We start from the raw sequence: 21,106 nt of genomic DNA, 5'->3' as shown, positions 1-21,106 counted from the left end.
GGTTGCATCTACGCAGGCGATCGGCAGCCGGCGTCATTCGATACTATGACCGAGATGACTTTTTGCTGTGGCACCTTCGCGAACAGCTGGATCGTCGCTGTGAAGGTCAATCAGCCACCGCGGAGTTTTGGACCGGCAGCGCAATGGCACGGGCAAGCTGTTCCAAACCGCATGCAGCAATGTTGCCATCCCTGTATCCTTGCTCGGTTCGATCAGCTTCATCCGGGTCGTTCTGTCGCCGATCTGCAGTCGTAGATGCCATGTCGGATTGTCGAACGATCGGACCACTACAGATGGCTGATCGGGCACCGCTAAATCCACCCCGTCGACCGCTGCCAGCAACTCGTCGCACCATCTCGGTTCCATGTCGCGGAATGTCCCTACGCGTTCGTTGGCAAGGCTAGGATCATTCCCGATCAGACTCCCTCAAGACAGGCCGATCAGGTTGCCCACCAGTGCTTCTACGGTGTCGGTCATTGGTGTCCCGTTCGGGTTCCCATGCCCGCTTTGGCAGCCGCTCGGTACGCCCTGCATTTGGCCACAAATGGATCGATGATTTCGCGTTCGGCTGTGGACAACCAACGGATGCTGCTAAACCCGTTTGAGGCTTTGTCGAGCGACGCTTTAGCGGTGAGTTTCGTAGCCTCGCCTTAGTTTGCGCAGTGACCGATATCCCTCACACCGAGGGGCAGCAGCTAGAGACTTTAGGCGGTGCCTTGGACATGCGTGACGGCCACCCGGCCGACACCTGTTGTCGACCGGCTGATATGCCTAGAGGTTCCTACGCCTCACCCCCCGGGACGGACCGGAAGGCAGCGGTTCGCTATCATGACATCGGCTCAATTAGGAAGAGTGATGCCGGAATGTGTCGAAGGATGGACCGTACCAAAGCCGGGGCGCCCACAACGGGCGTTGTTGGCACGCATGGGGGCGTGTAGGCGTGGGTCGATGCAAGACGGGCCGTGTCATGCCGGCACCCCGTCGATTGCCCATTCGCCTGAACCAGGCAGCGGTGCGGGACGTGATGACGAACGCTCTCGAAGAACGCGTCCGATTGTACGAAATGCTCGAACGGGTCGGGGCGGAGGACCGCGACGCACTCGGCGATCTGTATCGCATGACCTCGGCCAGGCTGTTCGGCATCTGCCTGCGCATCTGTGGCGATCGCAGTTCGGCGGAGGATGTGCTGCACGAAGTGTACACGATCGTCTGGAAACGGGCCGGCGGGTTCGAAGTGGGTCCGGCCAGTCCGATCGCGTGGCTGGCGACGATCGCGCGCAACCGGTCGATCGACTGGGTCCGGGCGCATGGCCGGCGGACGATGCGCCCGATCGAGGAGGCGCTGGACGTGGCGGACGATACGCCGGACCAGACGGTGGCGGCGGAACAGGCCGAAACCGTGCGACGGCTGTACGAGTGTCTCGAGGAACTGCATGCGCCGCAACGCGACGCCATCCGCACCGCCTTTGTCGACGGCATGACCTATGCCGAGATCGCCGATGCCCAGGGCGTGCCGTTGGGAACGATGAAGAGTTGGGTGCGGCGCGGATTGTTGCAGTTGCGCGGGTGTGTCGGCGATGATTGATCCCGATCCCGACATGATGGCGGCCGAATATGCGCTGGGGCTGCTGGAAGGTGCCGAGCGTGCCGCGGCGATGCGGCGATCGCTGAGCGATCCCGATTTCGCACGCGAGGTCGAATGGTGGCGGCACCGGTTCGCGGCGATGTTCGACGAATATGAGCCGGTAACGGCGCCCGCGTTACAGATCGACCGCATCGTCGCCGCGCCGGTCGCTGCCCCCGCTGCACGATCGAGGTTCCGATGGGCGTTCGTGCCGTTGGCCGCTGCGATCGCCGCTTCGGTCGCACTGCTGCTGCCCCGACCCGCACCGGTGGTCCCGCCGCCGCCGGTCGCGCAGCCGCAACCTACGCTGTTGGCGGCGCTGGCACCCACCGACCAGCGCGGCACGCCGATCGCCGCCTCGATCGACCTCGCCCGGAACGAGGTGCGCGTCGTCGCCCCCGGCCTGGCCCCGGCGGGCAAGGACGCGCAACTTTGGATCCTCCGCGACAGCGTGCCGCATGCGATCGGCCTGCTCGCCCGTACCGGCGCGACGCGCCTGCCGCTGCCGACAGCCGAGCGCGCCTTGCTGAACGCTGATGCGGTGCTGGCGGTATCGATCGAACCGCTGGGCGGTTCGCCCGAGCCGACCCCGACCGGTCCTGTCGTCGCCAGCGGGGCGCTGGCGCGGACGTAAAGTTGCCAACGGTTGCCGCCGTCACTGGAGTTGCCGCCAAGCAGTGAAGGATTATCAAGAAACGCTCGATAGTTGCGAATAAATCTTTGACGCGTCCGGATCGCGATAAGCGGTCGCTCCGTTCCTATTAACGTTACCGCGCAGCGGATAGAAACGGCTTTCGATCCGTCGGGTCCTGACCGTACCGGTACGCATGACCTCACTGGACGCTTTCCCTGGCATCCCATAAGCAGGATGTCCGGCCCGGGGGCCGCATGGGGGGAATGTTTAGATGGCAGGTCAGGGTTCGGCGCGTCTGCGCCGGTGGTCGTTCGCGATCGGTACGAGCATCGTTGCGATGGCGGCATCGTCGGCGGCACATGCGCAATGCTCGCCCGATCCGATGATCTCCTCGACCCTTACCACCTGCACCGGCACGGATAATGATGGTTTAATCGCCGATGTCTTCAACGGACGCGTGCTCGTGGCCGAAGGCGCAACCGTACGTGGCAGCTCCGACGCAGCCATTAGTACCCAATCGTCCACCACCACATTCACGATCAATGGCCGAGTTGATGGCGAAAACCGGATTGGCTTCCTTGTCACCAACGGCGAACCGTATTTGGGTCCGTGCGATCCCTATGCAGGTGTAACGCCCATCGTCTGCCCGCCGGGGCTGCAAACCTATTATCCATGGGCAACCGCTACCATCAGGATCGGCGGAAGGAACCATATCCGGTGCACAGGCACTAGTCAGCCGCCGTTCGCCCAACAACAATGTTGGCCGAATCTCCGTCAGCGTTACCAATGAAGGCCTGATTGAAGGTACCAGCGGCACTGCAATCCAGGATGCGAGCAGGCTTCTCAGCGTCGACAACAACGCCGGCGCAACGATCCGCGGCATCGGCTACGCGATCGATACCGATGGCGCTCTGCTGCTGACCAATGCCGGGACGATCGATGGATCGGTCATTTCGCGTGCGGTGCTTGGCAACGAAAATGGCAGCAACATCAACACCCTTGCCGGTACGATCCGTGGCGACCTGATGCTGGGTGCCAGCAACGACACGCTGGCCGCACGCTATGTTGCCGGACAGATCGTTACCGGCGTCACCGGAACGATCGATGGTGGCGCGGGTCTCGATACGCTCGACTTGCGCCTGTCAGGCGACGCCAGTTTCACCTCGCTGCCGCTGCTATCCGGATTCGAAGTGCTGAACCTGCGGATGGAAAATACACCGACCGTTACGATCGGAGCGGCGGACAGTGTCGTCACCGGGCTGCTGATGCTGGGCGGCAACGGTAACGTTACGATCAATGGAACGCTGAGTGGGACTGGTCAGCTTCTGGGCGTAGGATCGTCCGATGGTGCGGCCACGGTCGTCAATGCTGGCACGATGCGAAATACGGCCAGCGCCGGCAACGGCTATCTGGCGTACGTCTACGCAGCAAAACGTTTTCAGAATGATGGCGTCATCGATGCTGCCGGCAACGGCGTTTCGATCCTGTCGCAGGGCATGTTCGTCAACAACGGGACGCTGCAGGCGAACGGAACGGCGCTGGAGCTGTCGGGTACCGGCTTCGCCAATAGCGGGACGATCCGCTCGACCGCCGGCATCGGCGCCATCATGCGCGGTTCGTCGGGCATGAACTGGAGCAACAGCGGCACCATCGAAGGGGCCGTGACCGGGGTTCGGCTCACCAGCAATCTGACCAACACCGGCCTGATCACCTCGCCGGTGCTGGCGGTCGATCTCGGCTATTACGGTATCCTGGACAATCGTGCGGGAGGCCGGATCGTCGGCGACATTCGTCCGCAGACCGCCGGTAGCCGCTTGTCCAACGCGGCCGTCGCCAATGCCGGGACGATCGACGGCAACGTCTCGTTCGGTGGTATCGGCCAAGAATACAGCTATGGCGCCAACCGCTATTTCGCACTGTCGGGCGGCGTGCTGAACGGAAACCTGACGCTGGGCCGCAACGAGACGCTCGTCACCTATCTGGGCGATGCGGGCAGCAGCGGCTTTGCCGGCATCAACGGGACGGTCATCGCGACGGATGCGTTGCTGCGCTATCGCGTCAACGCCGACACGACCACGGCGGCAATGGCGCGTCCGGGCTTCGCCGAGATCGGCTATGACCTGTACGATGGCGCCAAACTGACGCTGACCAGCGTCGGCACCCCGCTGATCGTAGCGGGCAAGGGCAGCGTCGACGTCACCGGCGATATCGTCGCCACCACCCGCTCGGCTATTTCGGTGTCGGAGGTCCTGATGGCGCCTGGCGAGACCCGGAGCGATCAGGCCGGTCTCGCCATCATCAGCCGCGGAACCATTACCCTCGACAGATCCAGTGGCAGCGACGGTCTTGCCTTCGCCGCGGTGCAGACCGGACGCGAACATAGCTTTACCAACGCTGGCACGATCATTGTGCGCGGTGGAGACAGGTCGCAGGCTGCAATCGGTATCTACGCCTCCAGCCAGGGAACCGTCGTGAACGACGGGACGATTTCGCTCGATGGCGCAACCGGCATCTCGGAAGCCTTGAAGGTCACTAACAACGGCACGATCAGCCAGGTCGCTGGCGGTCGTGTATCGAACGGCATCTTTTCCTGGAGCGGCGTCAACCTCACCAATTACGGTTCGATCGAGGTCGCCGGAAACACTGTCGGCAGTTCGTCGTCGGTGACTGTCGACAATGCCGGCCGCATCGCCAGCACGAACGACGCCGCGATCGGGGGAGGCCAGTATAATCCGCAAGCGTTCATCACCAATCGCACCGGTGCCACGATCGCTGGCAACGGCACCGCGATCCGGGTCAGCGGCGGGACGCTGATCAATGCCGGTACCATCATCGGCACCGTCGATCTCGGCTACAGCAGCTATAACTACAACAACCGATCCTATGGCAACGCGACCTATGACGGGTTGGGTGGTACGATCACCGGTGACCTGCGGTTCGGCAACGGCGACGACACGCTGATCGTCTATGACGACGTGACCGGCGTCAGCGGCATGATCGATGCCGGCGGTGGTACCAACACCTATATCCATGCCCGTTCCACCAACGGCACGGTAACCCTGGGCCGGGACCTGCCGACCGGTTTCAGCGTCGAAGGCGTACGTGCCGCCGGACCGGATACGCAAGTAACCATCGCGGCTGCGGCACCCGGCACGAACGACCTGAAGCTGTCGGGCAACGGCAATATCGTCAACACCGCGACGATCGACGGTCTGGTATACACCGATACCTATCGTTGGGAAAACGGGATGATGGTGGCGGAGCCACTGCTCGCGTCGTTCACCAATCAGGGGCGGATGAACGGTGGCTTCGACGGCGGCGTCGGCCGCTTCGTCAATGCCGCCACGGGCATCGTGACGACCGGGAACCCGGATCGGTCGGGGGTACAGATCCGCCAGACCGGCGCGATCGATTTTGCGAACGCTGGCACGATCGACATCGGTGCAGGCAGCCTCGCCGTTTCGCTCTCTTCGAACAGCGCGGTGACCGCGGCGAATGACGGATCGATCAATGGCAAGCTCGGCATGTCGGTGCAGAACTTTACCGACGTGATCGCTGCTGCGCCGCTGACGGCATCGCTGGTCAACCGTGGCACGATCACCGGTGATCGCAACGCGATCGAGATGACGATGATCGATGCGGCTGACGGCGTATCGTCGATGACGCTCGACAATCGCGGCACGATCGAGACGACGGGCAGGGGCACAACTGCCGCCTATCTGGAGACGCGGGGCTCGTTCTGGTCCGGCAGCTCCACGGGCGGTACGCGACAGGTCACCGTGACCAACAGCGGCACGATCCGGGCCAATGCCGGCGGCGAGGATGTCACCTACTCCTATTGGAGCTACAATCCGTCGACCGGTCAGATCGAGCAGCGGACCGATACCTACACCAGCGTTGCAACGGCATTGACGATGCTGGCCCTGCCGACCAGCGCAGCGCATTCCATAACGCTGAACAACAGCGCGACCGGCACGATCGAGGCGACGGGTGCCTTGTCGACCGCCGTGGCTGCGGTCGGTACGCTGGATCTCACCAATGCCGGTACGATCCGGGGCGGTGCCAGCTTCACCGCGAACGGCGAAACCTATGCCGGTGCGATCCAGTCGTACGATGCCAACGACCGGATCATCAACACCGGCACGATCATCGGATCGATCGACACCGGTGCGGGCGACGACCGTGTCGAGAATTACGGCACGCTTCAGGGCGACGTCTTCCTCGGCGAGGGTGACGACACCTTCCTCCATCGTGCCTCGGCCGTGCTGACCGTTACCGTCGATGGCGGGATCGGCACCGACAGCCTGATCGTCGATGCGGCCGGGGGCGGTACCGTCCGCGCCAGCCAGTTCGTCAATTTCGAACGCTTCAGCCAGATCGGCAGCGGCACGGTCGATTATGTCGGCGCGTTCCAGACCACGACGCTCGACGTCAGCGGCGGCACCTTGGCGGTCGGTGCGGGCCAAACGCTCAGCAGCACCGGTCCGGTCACGATCACCGGCAGCGATGCGGCGGAAACCGTCGACAATGCGGGGACGATCAACGGTGCGGTGGCACTGGGTGCTGGCAACGATATCTTCGTCGATCGCGCGGGCAGCAGCGTCGTCGGTGGCGTCGATGGCGGTACGGGGGTCGACCTGTACCGCGTCGCCCTGTCGGGCGACCGCAGCGGGATCGGCATGCGCAGCGGCTTCGAGCAACTCGCGGTCGCCGGCAACGGCACGCTGGCGCTGACCCTCGACCAGAGCTTCGACAGCATCGCCCTGTCCGGCACAGGCCTCACGCTCGCGCTGAACGGCAACGCCGTCGGCACCATCACCGGCAGCGACGCGGCCGAAATGCTGCGGGTCGATGGCGATATCGGCCGCGCTGCACTGGGCGGTGGCGACGACATGCTGATGCTGGGTACCGTGATCGCCAACGGCACCTATACCGGCGGGGCGGGTAATGACACGCTGCGCTTCTCGACCAACGCACCGATCACGCTGGCGGGAAGCGCCAGCGGGTTCGAAACGATTGCGCTCACCGGTACCACGCTGAACATCGGCGGGACGCTCGGCATGGCCGGCGATCTGACGACGTTGGGCGATAGCGCGCAGACGGTGGCGCTCACCAGTGGCGGCACGATCAACGGCACGCTCGATCTGGGCGCTGGCAATGACAGCTTCAGCCTTGCTCCCGGCGGCATGCTCAACGGCACCGTCGCAGGGGGCGCAGGGGATGACGTCGCCACCATCACGCTGGCCGGAACACGCACGCTCGACGCCGCCGCGCTGACCGGCTTCGAGACGCTGGCGAGCACTGGCACCGGCATGCTGACCCTGACCGGCGCGCAAAGCTATGGACAGGTGACCGCAGGTACCGACCTGACGATCGCCAGCGGCGCGTCGCTGACCACCGGCACCATACGCTTCGCCGGTGGCAACGAACGGCTGACGATCGCCGGCGGCTTTGCCGGCACGGTCGATGGCGGCGCGGGCAGCGACACGATCACGGTATCGGGCGGCAGCGCCAGTGCGCCGGTCGCGTTCACGAACGTCAGCAATGTCGAGACGTTCGGGATGACCGGCGGCTATGCGACCGTCTCGGGCAATGCGGCACTCGGCAACGCAGCGCTGACCGGCGGGCGTCTGGTTGGACTTGCCAATTCGACGATCGCCGCAAACCGTATCGACGTCGGCACGGGTGCGACCTTCGGTTCGGCCGGCACCGTCAACGGCAACGTCAATGTCGCAGGCACGCTCAGTCCCGGTGCGTCACCGGGCGCGATGACCGTCAACGGCAATGTCGCGCTGGCTAGCGGTTCGCTGTCGGTGTTCGAACTGACCCCGACCGTCTCCGACAAGCTGGTTGTCAATGGTGCGCTCTCGATCGCCAGCGGTGCGACGTTGCAGATCGTGCCGGTGGGCACGCTCCGCGCTGGCACCAGCTACGATCTCATCACCGCCAGCGGCGGGATCACCGGCGGGTTCACGACCGTCAACAAGCCGTCGAGCCTGTTCGGCGTGATCGTCCAGCGCAGCGACCGCATCCAGCTGCTCGGCCAGTTCCTGACCGACGCGCGCTTCTCGCCGCAGGTGGCGCGCAGCATCACCTATGCGAACGCCACGCTGGCGGTGCAGCCAGCGACCAGCACGCTGTTCGACAGCCTGCCGGCACTGGTCGAAACGTCGGGAGCATCGAATGCGCGTGGCTTCGCACAGCTGACGCCGGAGGCCTATGCCTCGGCAACGCAGCTGGGTGTCGACCATGCGCTGTCGCTGACCCAAGTCGCACGCGGCAACGCCTTTGCAACCGACCGGCAGGATGCCGGTGCGTTCACCTTCGCGCAGACGATCGGCCAATGGCACACGCTGCAGGGCGATGCCGCAGAGGGTAGCAACGCTGCACACGCGCAAAGCTACGGCTTCCTCGGTGGCGTCGGCTATGGCGACCGCAGCTGGATGATCGGCGCGTTCGCGGGGTATCTGAACGGTCGGCAGCAGATCAGCGCGCTGGGTGCGCGCACGCGGGCCGATGGCGTCGTCGCCGGTGTCCATGGTCGCTACGGCACCGACAGCGGGTGGGGCTTCAGCGCCTCGCTGCTGTACGATGGCGGCACGGCGGATACGGTGCGGGCACTGCCGACCGGGCGTAATGGGACCGGCAGCTACGACCTGCATAGCTGGGCCAGCGACGTCGCCGCATCCTATGGCATCGACGTCGGGGATGGCTGGTCGCTCCGCCCGCGGTTCGGCGTGACGTACATCCGTACCTCGCGTGAGGGGTTGCGCGAAACCGGGGCCAGCCCGTTCGCCCTGACCGTTGCGGCGGACCGGCACGTATCGGGCTTTGCCGATGCCGGGCTGACGCTGGCACGCAGCGATGCCTCGGACGCGCCGTTCCGGCCGTTCGTGTCGCTCGGCGCCCGCTATCAACTCGAAGGGCAGCGGGCGACGGCATTGGCGGGCTATGCCGGCAACGACCTGGGGCTGGTCGCAGTCGGCGCAGGCCGTACCGAACTGGTCGGCACCGCAGCCGGCGGTGTCGCCTATCGCCTGCCTAGCGGCCTCGACATCTTCGCCTCCGCCTCGGCACAGACCGGGCGAGACGATCATCAGGAGACGATCAGCACCGGCGTACGGCTGCGCTTCTGAACCGGACCGGCTCCGACCTCGCGCAAGGTCGGAGCCCACTTCCTCAATCGTGCCGCAAGGCCCAGGCCGGGGCGGCGCGGCTTGCGCGGAGCGACTGGCCGAGCACGGTCAGCACCGCGACCAGCAGCGCCACCGCAGTCGCGCCGGCGAAGAACAGTGGCGACAGCGGGATCGCGTCCTCGAACCCTGCCAGCCACGTCCGCATCGCGAAGAAGGCGAGCGGCCATGCGACGAGGTTCGCGATCAGGACGGGGCGCAGGAACTGCCCGACCAGCAGCTTGACGATATCGAGCGACGACGCGCCCAGCGTCTTGCGGATGCCGATCTCCTTCACCCGGCGCTGCGTGTTGAACGAGGCAAGGCCCCATAGCCCGACGCAGCCGATCAGCACGGCAAGCCCCGCCCCAATCCCGAACAGCCGCGTGGCACGGTCGTCGGCTTCGTAGAAGTCGGCGAGGCGTTCATCGGCGGTCTTGGCGTTGAACGGCACCTGCGGCATCATCCGCTGCCACAGCGCCTGCACCGCCCGCATTGCGCTGCGCGGATCGCCGGTCGTCCGGATCGTCGTGACCGAGGTGCCGATCTTCTCGGGCAGGCGGTAATAGAGGTAATAGGTTGGCGGCAGCGCCTTGCGCGGGGTGTCGAAACGCATGTTTTCAACCACGCCGACAATGGTCCGCGGGCGATCGCCGCCGACCGTCTTGCCGATCGCGGCCTCGGGACTAGCGAAGCCCAGCGTCGAGAGCGCGCGGCGATTGATGACGATATTGAACCCCTTCGACTGATCCAGCGAATACACATCGTCCTTGCCATAGGCATCACCGAACCAGCGCCCGGCCAACAGCCGCGTACCATGGGTTTCGAAGAAGCGCGGGCTGACCAGTTCCCATTTGAGTGACGGTCCCGGTCCGGCGACACCGGGCAGCGGCACATTGTCGCTGTTGTAATCGCCGCTGCCCCCGGCGGCCGCATTTGACACCGTCACGTCCTTGACCTGCGGCAATGCGCGGAGCGAGGTCAGGATCGAGGGCAGGCGATCCTTCGGCACCGCCGAATCCGCGGTCGATTGCAGCACGATCAGCGCTTCACGCTGAAAACCGACATCGGTCGCGCGGACATGGCGGGTCTGCGCGACCAGCACAGCGGTGCCGATCATGAAGGCGATGGCGAGGCCGAACTGCCCGATCACCAGCAGTTCGCGAATGCGCGTACCCGCCCGCCCGCCGCCCGGCGACCGCGCCGATGCCAGCACCGACGCAGCCGGAAAGCGCGACAGCAGGATGGCAGGATAGACCCCCGCCAGTACGCCGACGACTGCCGTCAGCATTACCAGCGCCGGTACCACGACCTCATATGGCAGGGTCAGCGACAGTCCGCCTGCGGCATTGACTAGCGGCAGTCCCAGCTCAGCAAGGATCAGTCCGCCCAGCGCGGCAATGGCGACAGTTAGCACCGCTTCGCCCAGAAACTGGCGGACCAGCGTACCGCGATCGGCGCCCAACACCTTGCGCATCGCCACTTCGCGCGCGCGAAGCCCTGCGCGGGCGGTGGCGAGGTTAATGTAATTGACTACCGCGATCAGCAGCGTCAGCACGCCGACCAGCCCCAACGTGACAACGGTCGTCTTGGCGCTGCTGCTGTCGTTCCCCTGCGGTTCGAGATGCAGGTCGGCAAGCGGCAACAGGCTCAGTTGCTGCACCGACGACGGTTTTTCACCGACATCGGCCAGTTCCTTGCCGCGCCGGTCGACGAACGCGGTCAGCTTGCCTTCGAACGCGCGCGCGGCGGCGGGCGTATCGAAGCGTAGGTAGGTCTGCAGGTTCGTGCTGCCCCAATGATACCAGTTTTCGGTTCCCATCTCGCGGGTGAGCGGCACCAGTACCGACAGCTTCAAATCGGTATTCTTGGGCAGGTCGCGGAATACCGCCGCCACACGATACGTCCGCACCTTATCCATCGACAGGACCAGCGTCTGCCCGATCGGATCGCGGTTGCCGAAATAGGCGTGCGCGGTCTGTTCGTCGATCGCGGCATTGCCCGGCTGCGCCAGTGCGGTCGCAGCGTCGCCGGCAACCAGCGGTAACCGGAATATTTGAAAGAAATTGGCGTCAACCTGCGCCGCATCCACTGGCGTCGCGCGTCCACCCGCCAGGATCGATCCGGCATTGCCGCCGCCATTGATCCGCGTGCCGACGACGCCCGGAAAATCTTCGCGCATCTGGTCGAGCAGCCCGCCCATCGTCCATGCGAAGGTACCGTTGATCGGGCTGTTGGCCAGCGTCCAGGTCGTCTGCACGACATAGGTCTTGTCGTGATCGGGCAGCCCTTTCTCGTAGCTGGTCTCGAACCGGACATAGAGGCCGAGGATCAGGAACACCGCGATCCCGACCGCCAACCCACCGATGTTGAGCGCGGCATACAGCTTGTGGCGCACAAGCGAGCGATAAAGCGACAGCAGCGTGAAACGGTTCATGGCTCCCCCCTCTCCGATCAGCCGCAGGTGACGCGGGCCATGCCGCTCTTCGACACCGCGCATTGCGGGCGACCGGTGACGGTCACGCGGGTGATGCCGCTGGCGTCGATCCCCGCCGGGCCGTTCACCTGCGCGCGGACCGATCCGGTGCCGCTGGCATCGACCGACAATGCGGCGGTGGTAAGTGTCGAGGTGTCGACATGTCCAGTCCCACTGGCGTCGATCGCCAGCGCGTCGGTGCGGCCATCGGCGACGATGCGACCGGTGCCGCTAAGGTCCAGCGACAGCCGCGACGCCCGCACCCCGCGCAGCGTTGCGGTGCTGGTGCCCGATACATCGATCGTCGCGCGGGTGGCGCGCAGGCCGTCGATGGCGAGGGCGCCGGTACCACTCATCCGCGCCTCGAACGACGGCGTATCGAACGCGGCGATGCGGACCGATCCGGTGCCGCTGGCTTGCACCGCCGCAAGGCGCGGCAGGGTGATGGTGATGTTCGCGGCGGGCTTGTTCTGGCGGCTGTCACAGCTGCTCTTGGCACGCAGCAGCGTCAGCACCCGGCCACGCACCGCGACGCCGATCGCCGCCAGCGACCCCGCCTGGCCCTGCGCTCGGACGGCGAAGCCTGCGCCGAAGGTGATGGCGACATGGTCGCAGCCGCGCACGTCGATGCGGTCGAACCCGGCGGCGGCGAAGCTGCGCGTCTCCTGTGCCAGCGCCGGGGTCGGCACGGCGGAGGCAAGCAGCGCGAGGGTGAGGAGCGGTTTCATGGGGCAGGTCTCCGGTCGGGAGGAAAGGGGTAATGCGCCGCCACCGGCCCGGGGCCGTATCCCCGCACAGGCGGGGATCCAGAGCAGCAAACGTGAAGGTTGGTTGGTGTGGCCCTGGACCCCCGCCTGCGCGGGGGTCCGCAGGAACAGGGGTCGGCCTGGCCGCATCACATCGCCCGCATCGCGCTGGCGACGATGCGCCCGTCGAGCATGTCGATGCGGCGCCTGGCCATATCGGCATGGGCGGGCGAGTGGGTGACCATCACGATGGTCGCGCCGTCATCGTTGAGTGCGCCCAGGATGTTCATCACCTGCTCGCCATTGGCGGTGTCGAGATTGCCGGTCGGTTCATCCGCCAGGATCAGTTTCGGATCGCCGACGATCGCGCGGGCGATGGCCGCGCGCTGCTGCTGCCCGCCCGAGAGCTGGTGCGGGAAATGGCGGGCGCGATGCGCGATGCCGACCTTGTCCATGGCGGCGGCCACCCGCCCCTTCCGGTCACCCGCATCGCTGCGATAGGCGAGGCCGAGCGCGACATTTTCCTCGATCGTCAGTTCGTCGATCAGGTTGAAGCTCTGGAACACGAAGCCGAGCGTCCATCCCCGAAATTTCGCGAGGTCCTTTTCATCGAGCGCGGCAAGATCGCGCTCACCGAACAGATATTTGCCGCCGGTCGGGCGATCAACGGTGCCGAGCGTATTGAGCAAGGTCGACTTGCCGCAGCCCGACGGGCCCATGATCGCGACGAACTCGCCCGCTTCGACATGAAGGTTGATGTCGGCCAGCGCGGTCGTCTCGACCTCGTCGGAGACATAGCGGCGCTGGATATTCTCGAGACGGATCATCGGTCCCCCCTTAGTGTATGTTGATGGTGTCGCCCTTCACGGTCGACAGATTGCTGGTGACGATGCGGTCGCCGGGATTCAGTCCCGATAGGATCTCGACCACTTCCGGATTGCGGCGGCCGATCCGGACCGCGCGGCGCGTGGCATGGGTGCCGTCGCTATCGAGGACGAAGGCAAAGGCGCCATTTTCCGCCGCCAGCCATCCACCGACCGGAGCGACCACCGCCTTGGACGCGGCGCCCAGCGTGATGCGGATATCGATGGTCTGGCCGCGGTTAAGCTTGGCCGGCGCGTTGTCGAAGGTAAGCTCGACCCGAAACCGCCCGTCCTTCACCGCCGGCAGGACTTTCGACACGGTCAGCGTCGCGCCATCGGCCCGTGCCTTCTGCCCCACCGCAACGCGGCCGAGATAGAATTCGTCGACATCGGCCTCCAGCTTCCACGATCCCTCGCTGTCGACCTGTCCTGCGGGATCGCCGGGCTTCAGCGTCTGGCCGGGCTGCAGCGTGAAGTTGGTCAGCCGCCCGGCGGCGGGGGCGCGGATGGTCAGCGCCGACAGGCCGCCGCGCACCGCCGCGAGATTGCCGGCGAGCCGCGCCTGCGTATCGGCAAGCCGCGCCCCTTGCGTCGCGGTGATCCGCGCCTCGGTGCTGCTGCCAGCGCGCAGCTGCGCGAGGCGGCGGGCCTGATAGTCGGCCTCGGCGCGATAGCCGGCGACGCCCGCTTCGGACACGATGCCCTTGTCGAACAGCTGCTGGCGGATGGCGAGGTCGCGGCGCGCCTTGATGAGGTCGTATTCGGCCTGTGCCACCTGCGCCGACCGGTCGAGCCGGCTGCGCTCGATCCCCAGCCCCTCACCCGCGACCGCGCCCAACTGGCTGGCGATCGCCGCCTCGCGGGTCAGCACCTCGAGGCGCAGTTCGGGATTGGCGAGCCTCGCCAGCGGCTGTCCGGCGGCGACCATCGCCCCGTCCTGCACCAGCAAGGTCTCGACCTGCCCGCCTGACAGCACCCCGACCAGCGTGGTCAGCCGGGGTGCTACGACCCCACGCACCGGCAGGTAATCGTCGAACGCGGCGCGGGTCACTTCGCCGGTCTCGATCCGGTCGGCATCGATATCGGTCGATCCGGCGGCGGGCAGGAAGCGCCACAGCGCGACCGCCGCCAACACCAGCGTCACCGCGATCCACAGCGGACGCCGCCGCCACCAGCGGGCGCGGGAGCGCTCCACGCGGCGGTCCATGGCGGCACCGGGGGCCGTCCCCTGCCCGGTCGTCGTGCTGCTTGCGCCCTGTGTCGGTTCGGTCATCATGGACACAGTGTCACCGATCCGGGCGGAAAATCCTAAGTGCCTATAACCGAACGATATTCATCCGATGGGCGGACAAGTGACCGTCCATGTCCGGACGCACTGTCCGAAAATGGACAGGAGCCGGGCCCGTCAAGCGGGCTGAACGTGCTGCTGATCGACGACAATGCCAGCATCGCCGAATCGATCGCACTCGCGGTGCGCCTCGGCGGACACCGCATCGATGCCGCCGCAACGCCCGAGGAGGCACTCTCCCGGCTCGCCGCCGCCCGCTACGACGTGATCCTGCTCGACATGAACTATGCCGCCGGGCGCACCGATGGCGCGGAGGGGCTGAAGCTGCTGGCGCGCATCCTGTCCGACGATCCGGCAGCAGCCATCGTCGTCATCACCGCGCATAGCGGCGTGCGTATCGCGGTGGAGGCGATGCGCGCGGGGGCACGCGATTTCATCATGAAGCCGTGGGGCAATGCCGACCTGCTCGCCCGCATCGCCACCGCCGCACGCGCGCAGGTGCCGGTCGCGGCAACACCGCAGCCGATGACGACCGAACCGGCGCGGCTGCTGGGCGACAGTGCGGCGATGGCGACTTTGCGCGATCTGATCCGGCGCATTGGCCCGACCCGCGCCGGGGTGGTGGTGACCGGTCCCGCCGGATCGGGACGCGGCCTGACCGCCGCCGCGCTTCACGCTGCCTCCGCCGATGCCGGGGTGGCGATGCCGGTCATCGACCTGCGCGACGATACAGCATGGAGTCAGATTGTCGACACGTCGACGATCCTACTCCGCCATCCCGACCGTCTGGGCGAGGTCGGGCAGGCGCGGCTGCTGGCGCGGCTGCCCGCCGACACGCGCTGCATCGCCATCGCCGACAGCGCGAGCGGCATCCTGCCAGCACTCGCCCGCCGCATCGCCACGGTCGAGATCGCGGTGCCGCCACTCACCACACGTGGCGACGATGCGCTGCTGCTCGCGCGCCATTTCCTGCGGATGGCGGCGGCGCTGCATGGGCGGGCGGTCCCCGCCTTCACCCCCGCTGCCGAGGCGCGGATCCTGCGCGGCCCCTGGCCCGACGAGGTGCGCGGACTGGCGGTGGCGATCGAGCGCGCGGTCCTGCTCGGCGACGGCACGATCGACACCGCGCTGCTCGCACCCGAGCCGGTGGCGGTCGTCGCGGCGGATGCGCCGGTGCGCTTCGACCTCGACGAAAACGAACGCGCGGTGATCGAAGCGGCACTGCGCGAACATCGCCACAATGTCAGCCATGCCGCGGCAGCACTCGGGCTGAGCCGCGGCGCACTGTACCGGCGGATGGCGCGCCATGGGTTGTAGGCCCTGCCCTTCTACCTTCTGTCGTACCCCCGCGCAGGCGGCGGTCCAGAGCCACGCGGAACCACGGTCGCGCTTCATCACCCTGGGCCCCCGCCTGCGCGGGGGTACGGACCGCTTGCACCCCCACCCCCGTATCCGGGCAAAGGTCGGCGACCGCCGGCGCATCGCGATATACCGCCCATGCTGACCCCCGAACACCGCCGCACCCTCGCCGCGCTCGGATCGGGCATCACCCTCACCCTTGGCGGCGCGGGGCTGGTACTGGCGTGGCAGGCGGGCGTGTGGGGGTCGCTGCTCGGCACGCTCGGCATCATCGCCTGGGCGCTGGCGCTCGGCTGCTGGATCGCACTGCGCCGCGCCGCGGCCAGCCCCGCCCCGCCCGCGACGGCGCACGACACGCTGCCGATCGCGGCGCTGCTCGATCAGGTGCCCGTCCCATTGCTGCGCATCGACGCGGCGCAGGTCCGCGCGATCAACCGCGCCGCACGCGCGCTGTTCGTCGCCGACGACCGGCTGACCGCGCCACCACCCGCGCTCACCGATCCCGCCGCACGGCATCTGCGCCATGCCGGGCGGCGCTGGCGGATCGATGCCGTGACGCTCGGCCCCGACACCCGCCTCGCCGCGCTGATCGACATCGCGGCGGAGGAACATGCCGCGCAGGAACGCGCCAGCGACGAGATGATCGACATTCTCGGCCACGAACTGCTCAACGGCTTGTCGCCGATCGTGTCGCTGGCCGACAGCGCAATGACCGCCGCCGCCCGCGGCGACGCGATGCTCGGCGATATCCTTTCCACCCTTGCCCGCCGTGTCGAGGGGCTGGAGGGGTTCACCCGCGCCTATCGCGAACTCGCCCGCCTGCCCGATCCGGTGCCCGGCCCGGTCGCGCTCGGCGAACTGGCCGACGATCTAGCGCGACTGTTCCGCGGGCGGTTCGGCGAAGCGGTGACGCTGACCGTCCAAGCCGAAGGGACCGCCCAGATCGACCATGACCAGATGGTGCAGGCACTCTGGGCATTGCTCCAGAACGGCGCCGAAGCCGCGCTCGCTGCGGACGCGCCGGCACGGGTCGCGCTGACCCTACGCGCCGACCATGGTTTCGTGGCGGAGGTGCAGGACAGCGGCCCCGGCATCGCCGCCGCCGATCGCGTGCGCATCTTCCGCCCGTTCCACACCGACAAGGCGGGTGGCTCGGGCATCGGCCTGACGCTCGCACGCCGCATCGCCCGCGCCCATGGCGGCGAGCTGACGCTCAGCGACACACACGCGACCTGCTTCCGCCTGACCCTGTCCGACATGTCGACAGGTCGAATTGTCGAATGACCGACAGGTCGAACGGCTATGATTTGATCGCCGACCGCTTCCTTGCCACACGCTCGGACATCGGCGTCGAGGTCGTGCGCGACTGGGCCCGCGCCCTGCCCTTGGGTAGCTCGATCCTCGACATCGGTTGCGGCAGTGGCTGGCCGGTCGCGACGACACTAGCCGAAGCGGGCCACCGCCTCGCTGGGATCGATCCCTCCCCGACCCTGCTTGCCGCCTTCCGCCGCGCCGTGCCCGATGCCGATACCGCCTTCGAAGCCGCCGAGGACAGTCGCTTCTTCGGCCGCCGCTTCGACGGCGCGGTCGCGGTCGGGCTGTTGTTCCTGCTGCCCGAGGCGGCACAGGCGGCACAGGCGGCACAGGCGGCGCTGATCGCGCGTGTCGGACGGGCGCTCCACCCCGGCGGCGGCTTCCTGTTCACCGCCCCGCGGATCGCCGCGACGTGGCGCGACATGCTGACCGGGCGGGTGTCGCGGTCGCTGGGCGAGGGCGCCTATCGTGCGCTGTTGGCCGGTGCCGGCTTCCATCCCCCTCGGATAATTGCCGATACTGGCGGAAATGACTGGTTTACGGCAGTTGCCGGGTCGACGGATCGGGCCTAAGGTCGGACGAATTGGTAACGAGGATCGTGATTGTCCGTGGACGGCCGGCAACCATCGCAGCACCGTCGCGATCTTTCCGCCACGCACCGGCGCATCCCGTCACCCGGGCCGTCGCGCGGTGACCGTCGATGAGCGCGCTGCCCCCCGGCGATATCGATGCGATGCGCGGCAAGCCGCTGCGCCGCACGCTGATCGCGAAACCGCTCGCCGCGCCGGTCGCGCCCCCGGTCGACACCACCCGACGGCTCGCCACCTGTCGCTGCGGCTCGGTCCGTGCCATCTGCACCGGCGCACCGCTGCGCGTGCTGGTCAACCATTCCCCCGACAGTCAGCGCCGCAGCGGCAGCGCGTTCGCGGTCGACGCCCGCTTCGCCCAGGACCGCGTATCGCTGGACGGGCCGACCAGTCGCTGGTCGGCGCTGGAGGGCGACGGCACCCGCACGACCTATCGCTTCTGCGCGACCTGCGGATCGACGCTCGCCTATACCAACGATGCCCGGCCGGGCGAGGTCGCGATTCCCGTCGGCGCCTTTGCCGACCCGCAATTTCCGCCGCCCACGGTGTCGGACTGGGAACAAACCCGCCACCCATGGGCCGCGATCACTGGCGACACGGTCGAACATCGCGACTGATGCCGTCGACCTGTCGACAGGTCGACGTCAGTGGCCGTAGCGTTTGATCCCGCGTTGGCGCAGGCGGCGGCGCTGGCGGCGGCGATAGGCGACGATCGCCCAGGGTATGACGATCAGCGCGACGACACCGATGATCGCATAGGCCATGAATTCGCGGGACAGGTCCATCGGGGTTTCTTGCAATCTGGAACGCGCCCTGTCCATGATCCTGATCGGACATAGAGCAGAAAATTTGGGTCCAGTCGCCGACCATAACCGATCGACGTGTCGACAGGTAGAGCCGTCGACAGCCTATTCCCCGATCGGGCTCTCGCCATATTTGCGCAGCACGTCGTTGAACGCCTCGGCCATCAGCGCCTGCAGGCTGCGGTCCTGCCGCCTCGCCAGCATGTGCATCGCCAGCGACATGTCGGGCGTGAAGAAGCCGGCGATCTGCTTGCGGCCCTGTCGGCTCGCCGGGCCCTTGGCGTCAGCAACGGCGGCATCGGCCGGTGCGGCGGGGGCCGCCGGCGCAGGGGGCGGCGGGGTCGCGCGGTCGCGAAGATTGGCGAAGGACGGTTTGCGGCTCATGCCATGACTTTCCGGAAACGGGGGGCCGGCATGTCGAGCTGTCGACATGTCCACTTGTAGAGTTCGCGAACCTCTTCGGCCGCCTTGCCGGCGGGTTCGCTTTCCATGACTGTGCGCCCCTCGGCACTGGCATGGCGGTATGCGGCACGATCAGGCAGCAGCACGGGGCAGGGCGGTGTGCCGAAGCTGTCGACCAGCTCGCCAGCCTCCTGATACACGCGCGGCGCATTGGGCGGGCCGGCGGTGAACACAACGAACGCCGGACGGCGCAGCAGCTGCACCAACTTGGCGGTGGTCTGGATCGCCGACAGGTCGAACGCGCTCGGCCGGCACGGGATCAGCACCAGGTCCGCCGCCTCAACTGCGGCGCGCGCCGCGCTGTCGGCATGCGGCGGCGTGTCGATCACGATGACCTCGGCGCCTTGCGCGGTCGCAGCGGCGATCTTGGCGGCCAAACGGGGCGGGGGGCTGTCGATGACTTCGGGAGGCGCCTCGCCGCGCCACGATGCCCATTGGCTGGCGGTCGCCTGCGGATCGGTATCGACGACCAGCGCGACCCGGCCCGACGCCTGTGCGGCGGCAGCAAGGTGCAGCGCCAGCGTCGTCTTTCCCGCGCCGCCCTTCTGGCTGATGATGGCTATTGTCGGCATGTCGTTGCTTCTACGTGTCGACATGCCGACAGGTCAAGCTGTCGAGGTGTCGGAACGGGTATTGCCGGTCGATTCATCCCATGTTTTATGCTGCGGCGATGAAGGCGTTCGTCGAAGCGATAGCAATCGGGACGCTGGATAAGGCAGGGCCGTTCCTCGTCCTACTGATGACGATCGCCGCCTTCCCGTTTCCGCTCGGCTTGCCCCCGATGTGGTTGCTGATGCGGCCGAAGCCGATTGGCTGATACCATGGGGTATGAGGCGTGTTGCGGCGCGGGAGGGCGTTGGTGGGCCGGCCCCATCGCTTCCCTGCAAAAGCCCCTGCGAACCTTGGCAGCGTCCGCCATCTGGATAGGATGTCGCCGTGGACGACGAGGATCCAGAGCCATTCCGGTGGAGCGACGAGCCCGAACTCGAATATAAGCTGCTGGGCTGGGGGTGCCTGTTGCTGCTCGCCCTGCCGTTGGCCGCTGCCTTCTACATCGCCTTCCGCTTCTGCGATCACGGCTGCGGCTAGCGTAGCCCGGTTACCGGTCGTTTCCCCGCTTCGTTATTGGAAGCACTGCACGAACGAGTCTGCCGGCTTGGTTTCGTCGAAGACACAATCATTCCGCGTCTTCACCGCCGCTTGCGTGAACAGCCTGATGACGGCGAGCTTTGCCGGATTGAAGGATTCGAGCCGTGGAAAACATTGCGCGGCGCCCGCCGTGCGCACCTGCCCGTCGACATTCGCCTCAAAGCTGGCCCGGTCACCGTGGCAGCCGACGGAACCGTTCGGGACCTTTCCGATGCGTTTCGGATCATAGGTTTCGGGCGCGTAGACCGCCGCGTCCAGAGCAGTGAGTTCCTGCCAGATCGAAGCGGCGATGACATGACGCTCGGCGGGTTTGTCGTTCCACGTCAGAAGCAGCGTCACCTGATCGTCGCGATGGCGCTCAATCTCCATGGTCGGCGGACGGCCCGGAAGCCAGACCGAGACCTGCAAACGGCGAACATTCCGGCCGCTTCTCGCGGCATCCTCGATTGGCATCCGGCCGGCGGCGATGAACTGTTGGCGGCGAAACGCTGCGTTCTCGGCGATACCGCGCTGGAATGCGGTCTCGGTCGGGGTCTGCTCGACCGACGCGATCAGAAAGAATGCGGCCAAGCCAATCTTACCGGAACCTCCACGAACGACAATGCACGCTATTGGAAGCCAAACGGTTT

Annotated in this window: 19 protein-coding genes; 10 read left to right on the top strand and 9 right to left on the bottom strand. The window is 66.7% G+C overall.

Going from position 1 to position 21,106, the window contains the following annotated elements; all coding sequences use genetic code 11:
• Positions 1-33 precede the first annotated feature (33 nt).
• Positions 34-366: a hypothetical protein gene (locus MF607_RS18295; protein WP_242121549.1), complete on the bottom strand. Its 333-nt coding sequence runs from the start codon at positions 364-366 to the stop codon at positions 34-36.
• A 658-nt stretch (positions 367-1,024) separates the two neighbouring features.
• Here MF607_RS18295 and MF607_RS18290 point away from each other — a divergent pair.
• The 4 genes from MF607_RS18290 to MF607_RS18275 all read left to right on the top strand — a co-directional run bounded on the left by MF607_RS18290 (position 1,025) and on the right by MF607_RS18275 (position 9,394).
• Entirely contained in the window at positions 1,025-1,585 is a 561-nt protein-coding gene (locus tag MF607_RS18290; protein WP_242121547.1) for a sigma-70 family RNA polymerase sigma factor, read from the top strand.
• Entirely contained in the window at positions 1,578-2,258 is a 681-nt protein-coding gene (locus MF607_RS18285) for an anti-sigma factor (protein ID WP_242121545.1), read from the top strand. Before MF607_RS18290 ends, MF607_RS18285 begins: the two co-directional genes overlap by 8 nt.
• Before the next feature lie 271 nt (positions 2,259-2,529).
• Positions 2,530-3,048: a hypothetical protein gene (locus tag MF607_RS18280; RefSeq protein WP_242121533.1), complete on the top strand. Its 519-nt coding sequence runs from the start codon at positions 2,530-2,532 to the stop codon at positions 3,046-3,048.
• Positions 3,049-3,220: 172 nt separating this feature from the next.
• Entirely contained in the window at positions 3,221-9,394 is a 6,174-nt protein-coding gene (locus tag MF607_RS18275; RefSeq protein WP_242121530.1) for an autotransporter outer membrane beta-barrel domain-containing protein, read from the top strand.
• A gap of 43 nt (positions 9,395-9,437) precedes the next feature.
• On the opposite strand, the gene MF607_RS18270 is transcribed toward MF607_RS18275, so the two are convergent.
• The 4 genes from MF607_RS18270 to MF607_RS18255 all read right to left on the bottom strand — a co-directional run bounded on the left by MF607_RS18270 (position 9,438) and on the right by MF607_RS18255 (position 14,791).
• Positions 9,438-11,867, bottom strand: coding sequence for an ABC transporter permease (locus tag MF607_RS18270; RefSeq protein WP_242121528.1), 2,430 nt, complete (start codon positions 11,865-11,867; stop codon positions 9,438-9,440).
• A 17-nt stretch (positions 11,868-11,884) separates the two neighbouring features.
• Positions 11,885-12,634: a GIN domain-containing protein gene (locus MF607_RS18265; protein WP_242121518.1), complete on the bottom strand. Its 750-nt coding sequence runs from the start codon at positions 12,632-12,634 to the stop codon at positions 11,885-11,887.
• A gap of 167 nt (positions 12,635-12,801) precedes the next feature.
• Positions 12,802-13,479, bottom strand: coding sequence for an ABC transporter ATP-binding protein (locus tag MF607_RS18260; protein ID WP_242121515.1), 678 nt, complete (start codon positions 13,477-13,479; stop codon positions 12,802-12,804).
• 10 nt (positions 13,480-13,489) lie between these two features.
• Positions 13,490-14,791 (bottom strand): efflux RND transporter periplasmic adaptor subunit, encoded by a 1,302-nt coding sequence (locus MF607_RS18255; RefSeq protein ID WP_242121512.1) that lies wholly within the window; start codon positions 14,789-14,791, stop codon positions 13,490-13,492.
• A 144-nt stretch (positions 14,792-14,935) separates the two neighbouring features.
• On the opposite strand from MF607_RS18255, the gene MF607_RS18250 reads away from it, so the two are divergent.
• The 4 genes from MF607_RS18250 to MF607_RS18235 all read left to right on the top strand — a co-directional run bounded on the left by MF607_RS18250 (position 14,936) and on the right by MF607_RS18235 (position 18,680).
• Positions 14,936-16,120: a sigma-54-dependent transcriptional regulator gene (locus MF607_RS18250; protein ID WP_242121503.1), complete on the top strand. Its 1,185-nt coding sequence runs from the start codon at positions 14,936-14,938 to the stop codon at positions 16,118-16,120.
• Between the two features lie 180 nt (positions 16,121-16,300).
• Positions 16,301-17,446, top strand: a complete 1,146-nt coding sequence (locus MF607_RS22795) for a sensor histidine kinase (protein WP_277925991.1) — start codon at positions 16,301-16,303, stop codon at positions 17,444-17,446.
• On the top strand, positions 17,443-18,048 hold the full coding sequence (locus MF607_RS18240; protein ID WP_242121501.1) for a class I SAM-dependent methyltransferase: 606 nt from the start codon (positions 17,443-17,445) through the stop codon (positions 18,046-18,048). The genes MF607_RS22795 and MF607_RS18240 overlap by 4 nt, the downstream gene beginning before the upstream one ends.
• Before the next feature lie 128 nt (positions 18,049-18,176).
• Entirely contained in the window at positions 18,177-18,680 is a 504-nt protein-coding gene (locus MF607_RS18235) for a GFA family protein (RefSeq protein WP_242121499.1), read from the top strand.
• Positions 18,681-18,707: 27 nt separating this feature from the next.
• Here the strand turns inward: MF607_RS18235 and MF607_RS18230 are convergent, their stop codons facing one another.
• The 3 genes from MF607_RS18230 to parA all read right to left on the bottom strand — a co-directional run bounded on the left by MF607_RS18230 (position 18,708) and on the right by parA (position 19,900).
• The gene (locus MF607_RS18230) at positions 18,708-18,848 is read right to left on the bottom strand and encodes a hypothetical protein (RefSeq protein WP_242121497.1); all 141 of its coding nucleotides are present in this window, start codon (positions 18,846-18,848) and stop codon (positions 18,708-18,710) included.
• A gap of 123 nt (positions 18,849-18,971) precedes the next feature.
• Positions 18,972-19,250: a ribbon-helix-helix domain-containing protein gene (locus MF607_RS18225; protein WP_242121495.1), complete on the bottom strand. Its 279-nt coding sequence runs from the start codon at positions 19,248-19,250 to the stop codon at positions 18,972-18,974.
• Entirely contained in the window at positions 19,247-19,900 is a 654-nt protein-coding gene (gene parA / locus MF607_RS18220) for a ParA family partition ATPase (protein ID WP_242121493.1), read from the bottom strand. Before parA ends, MF607_RS18225 begins: the two co-directional genes overlap by 4 nt.
• A 98-nt stretch (positions 19,901-19,998) precedes the next feature.
• On the opposite strand from parA, the gene MF607_RS18215 reads away from it, so the two are divergent.
• Complete coding sequence (locus MF607_RS18215) at positions 19,999-20,145, top strand: hypothetical protein (RefSeq protein ID WP_242121484.1); 147 nt, start codon at positions 19,999-20,001, stop codon at positions 20,143-20,145.
• A gap of 119 nt (positions 20,146-20,264) precedes the next feature.
• A complete protein-coding gene (locus MF607_RS18210) occupies positions 20,265-20,417 on the top strand; it encodes a hypothetical protein (protein WP_242121482.1) in 153 nt (50 codons plus the stop codon).
• A 33-nt stretch (positions 20,418-20,450) separates the two neighbouring features.
• On the opposite strand, the gene MF607_RS18205 is transcribed toward MF607_RS18210, so the two are convergent.
• Positions 20,451-21,047 carry a hypothetical protein gene (locus MF607_RS18205; protein WP_242121480.1) on the bottom strand — a complete coding sequence of 199 codons (597 nt, stop codon included), beginning with the start codon at positions 21,045-21,047 and terminating at the stop codon, positions 20,451-20,453.
• Positions 21,048-21,106 lie beyond the last annotated feature (59 nt).

This window comes from Sphingomonas lacusdianchii, from assembly GCF_022664395.1.
Classification (GTDB): domain Bacteria; phylum Pseudomonadota; class Alphaproteobacteria; order Sphingomonadales; family Sphingomonadaceae; genus Sphingomonas; species Sphingomonas lacusdianchii.
This window is presented reverse-complemented; position numbering and strand designations above follow the sequence as displayed.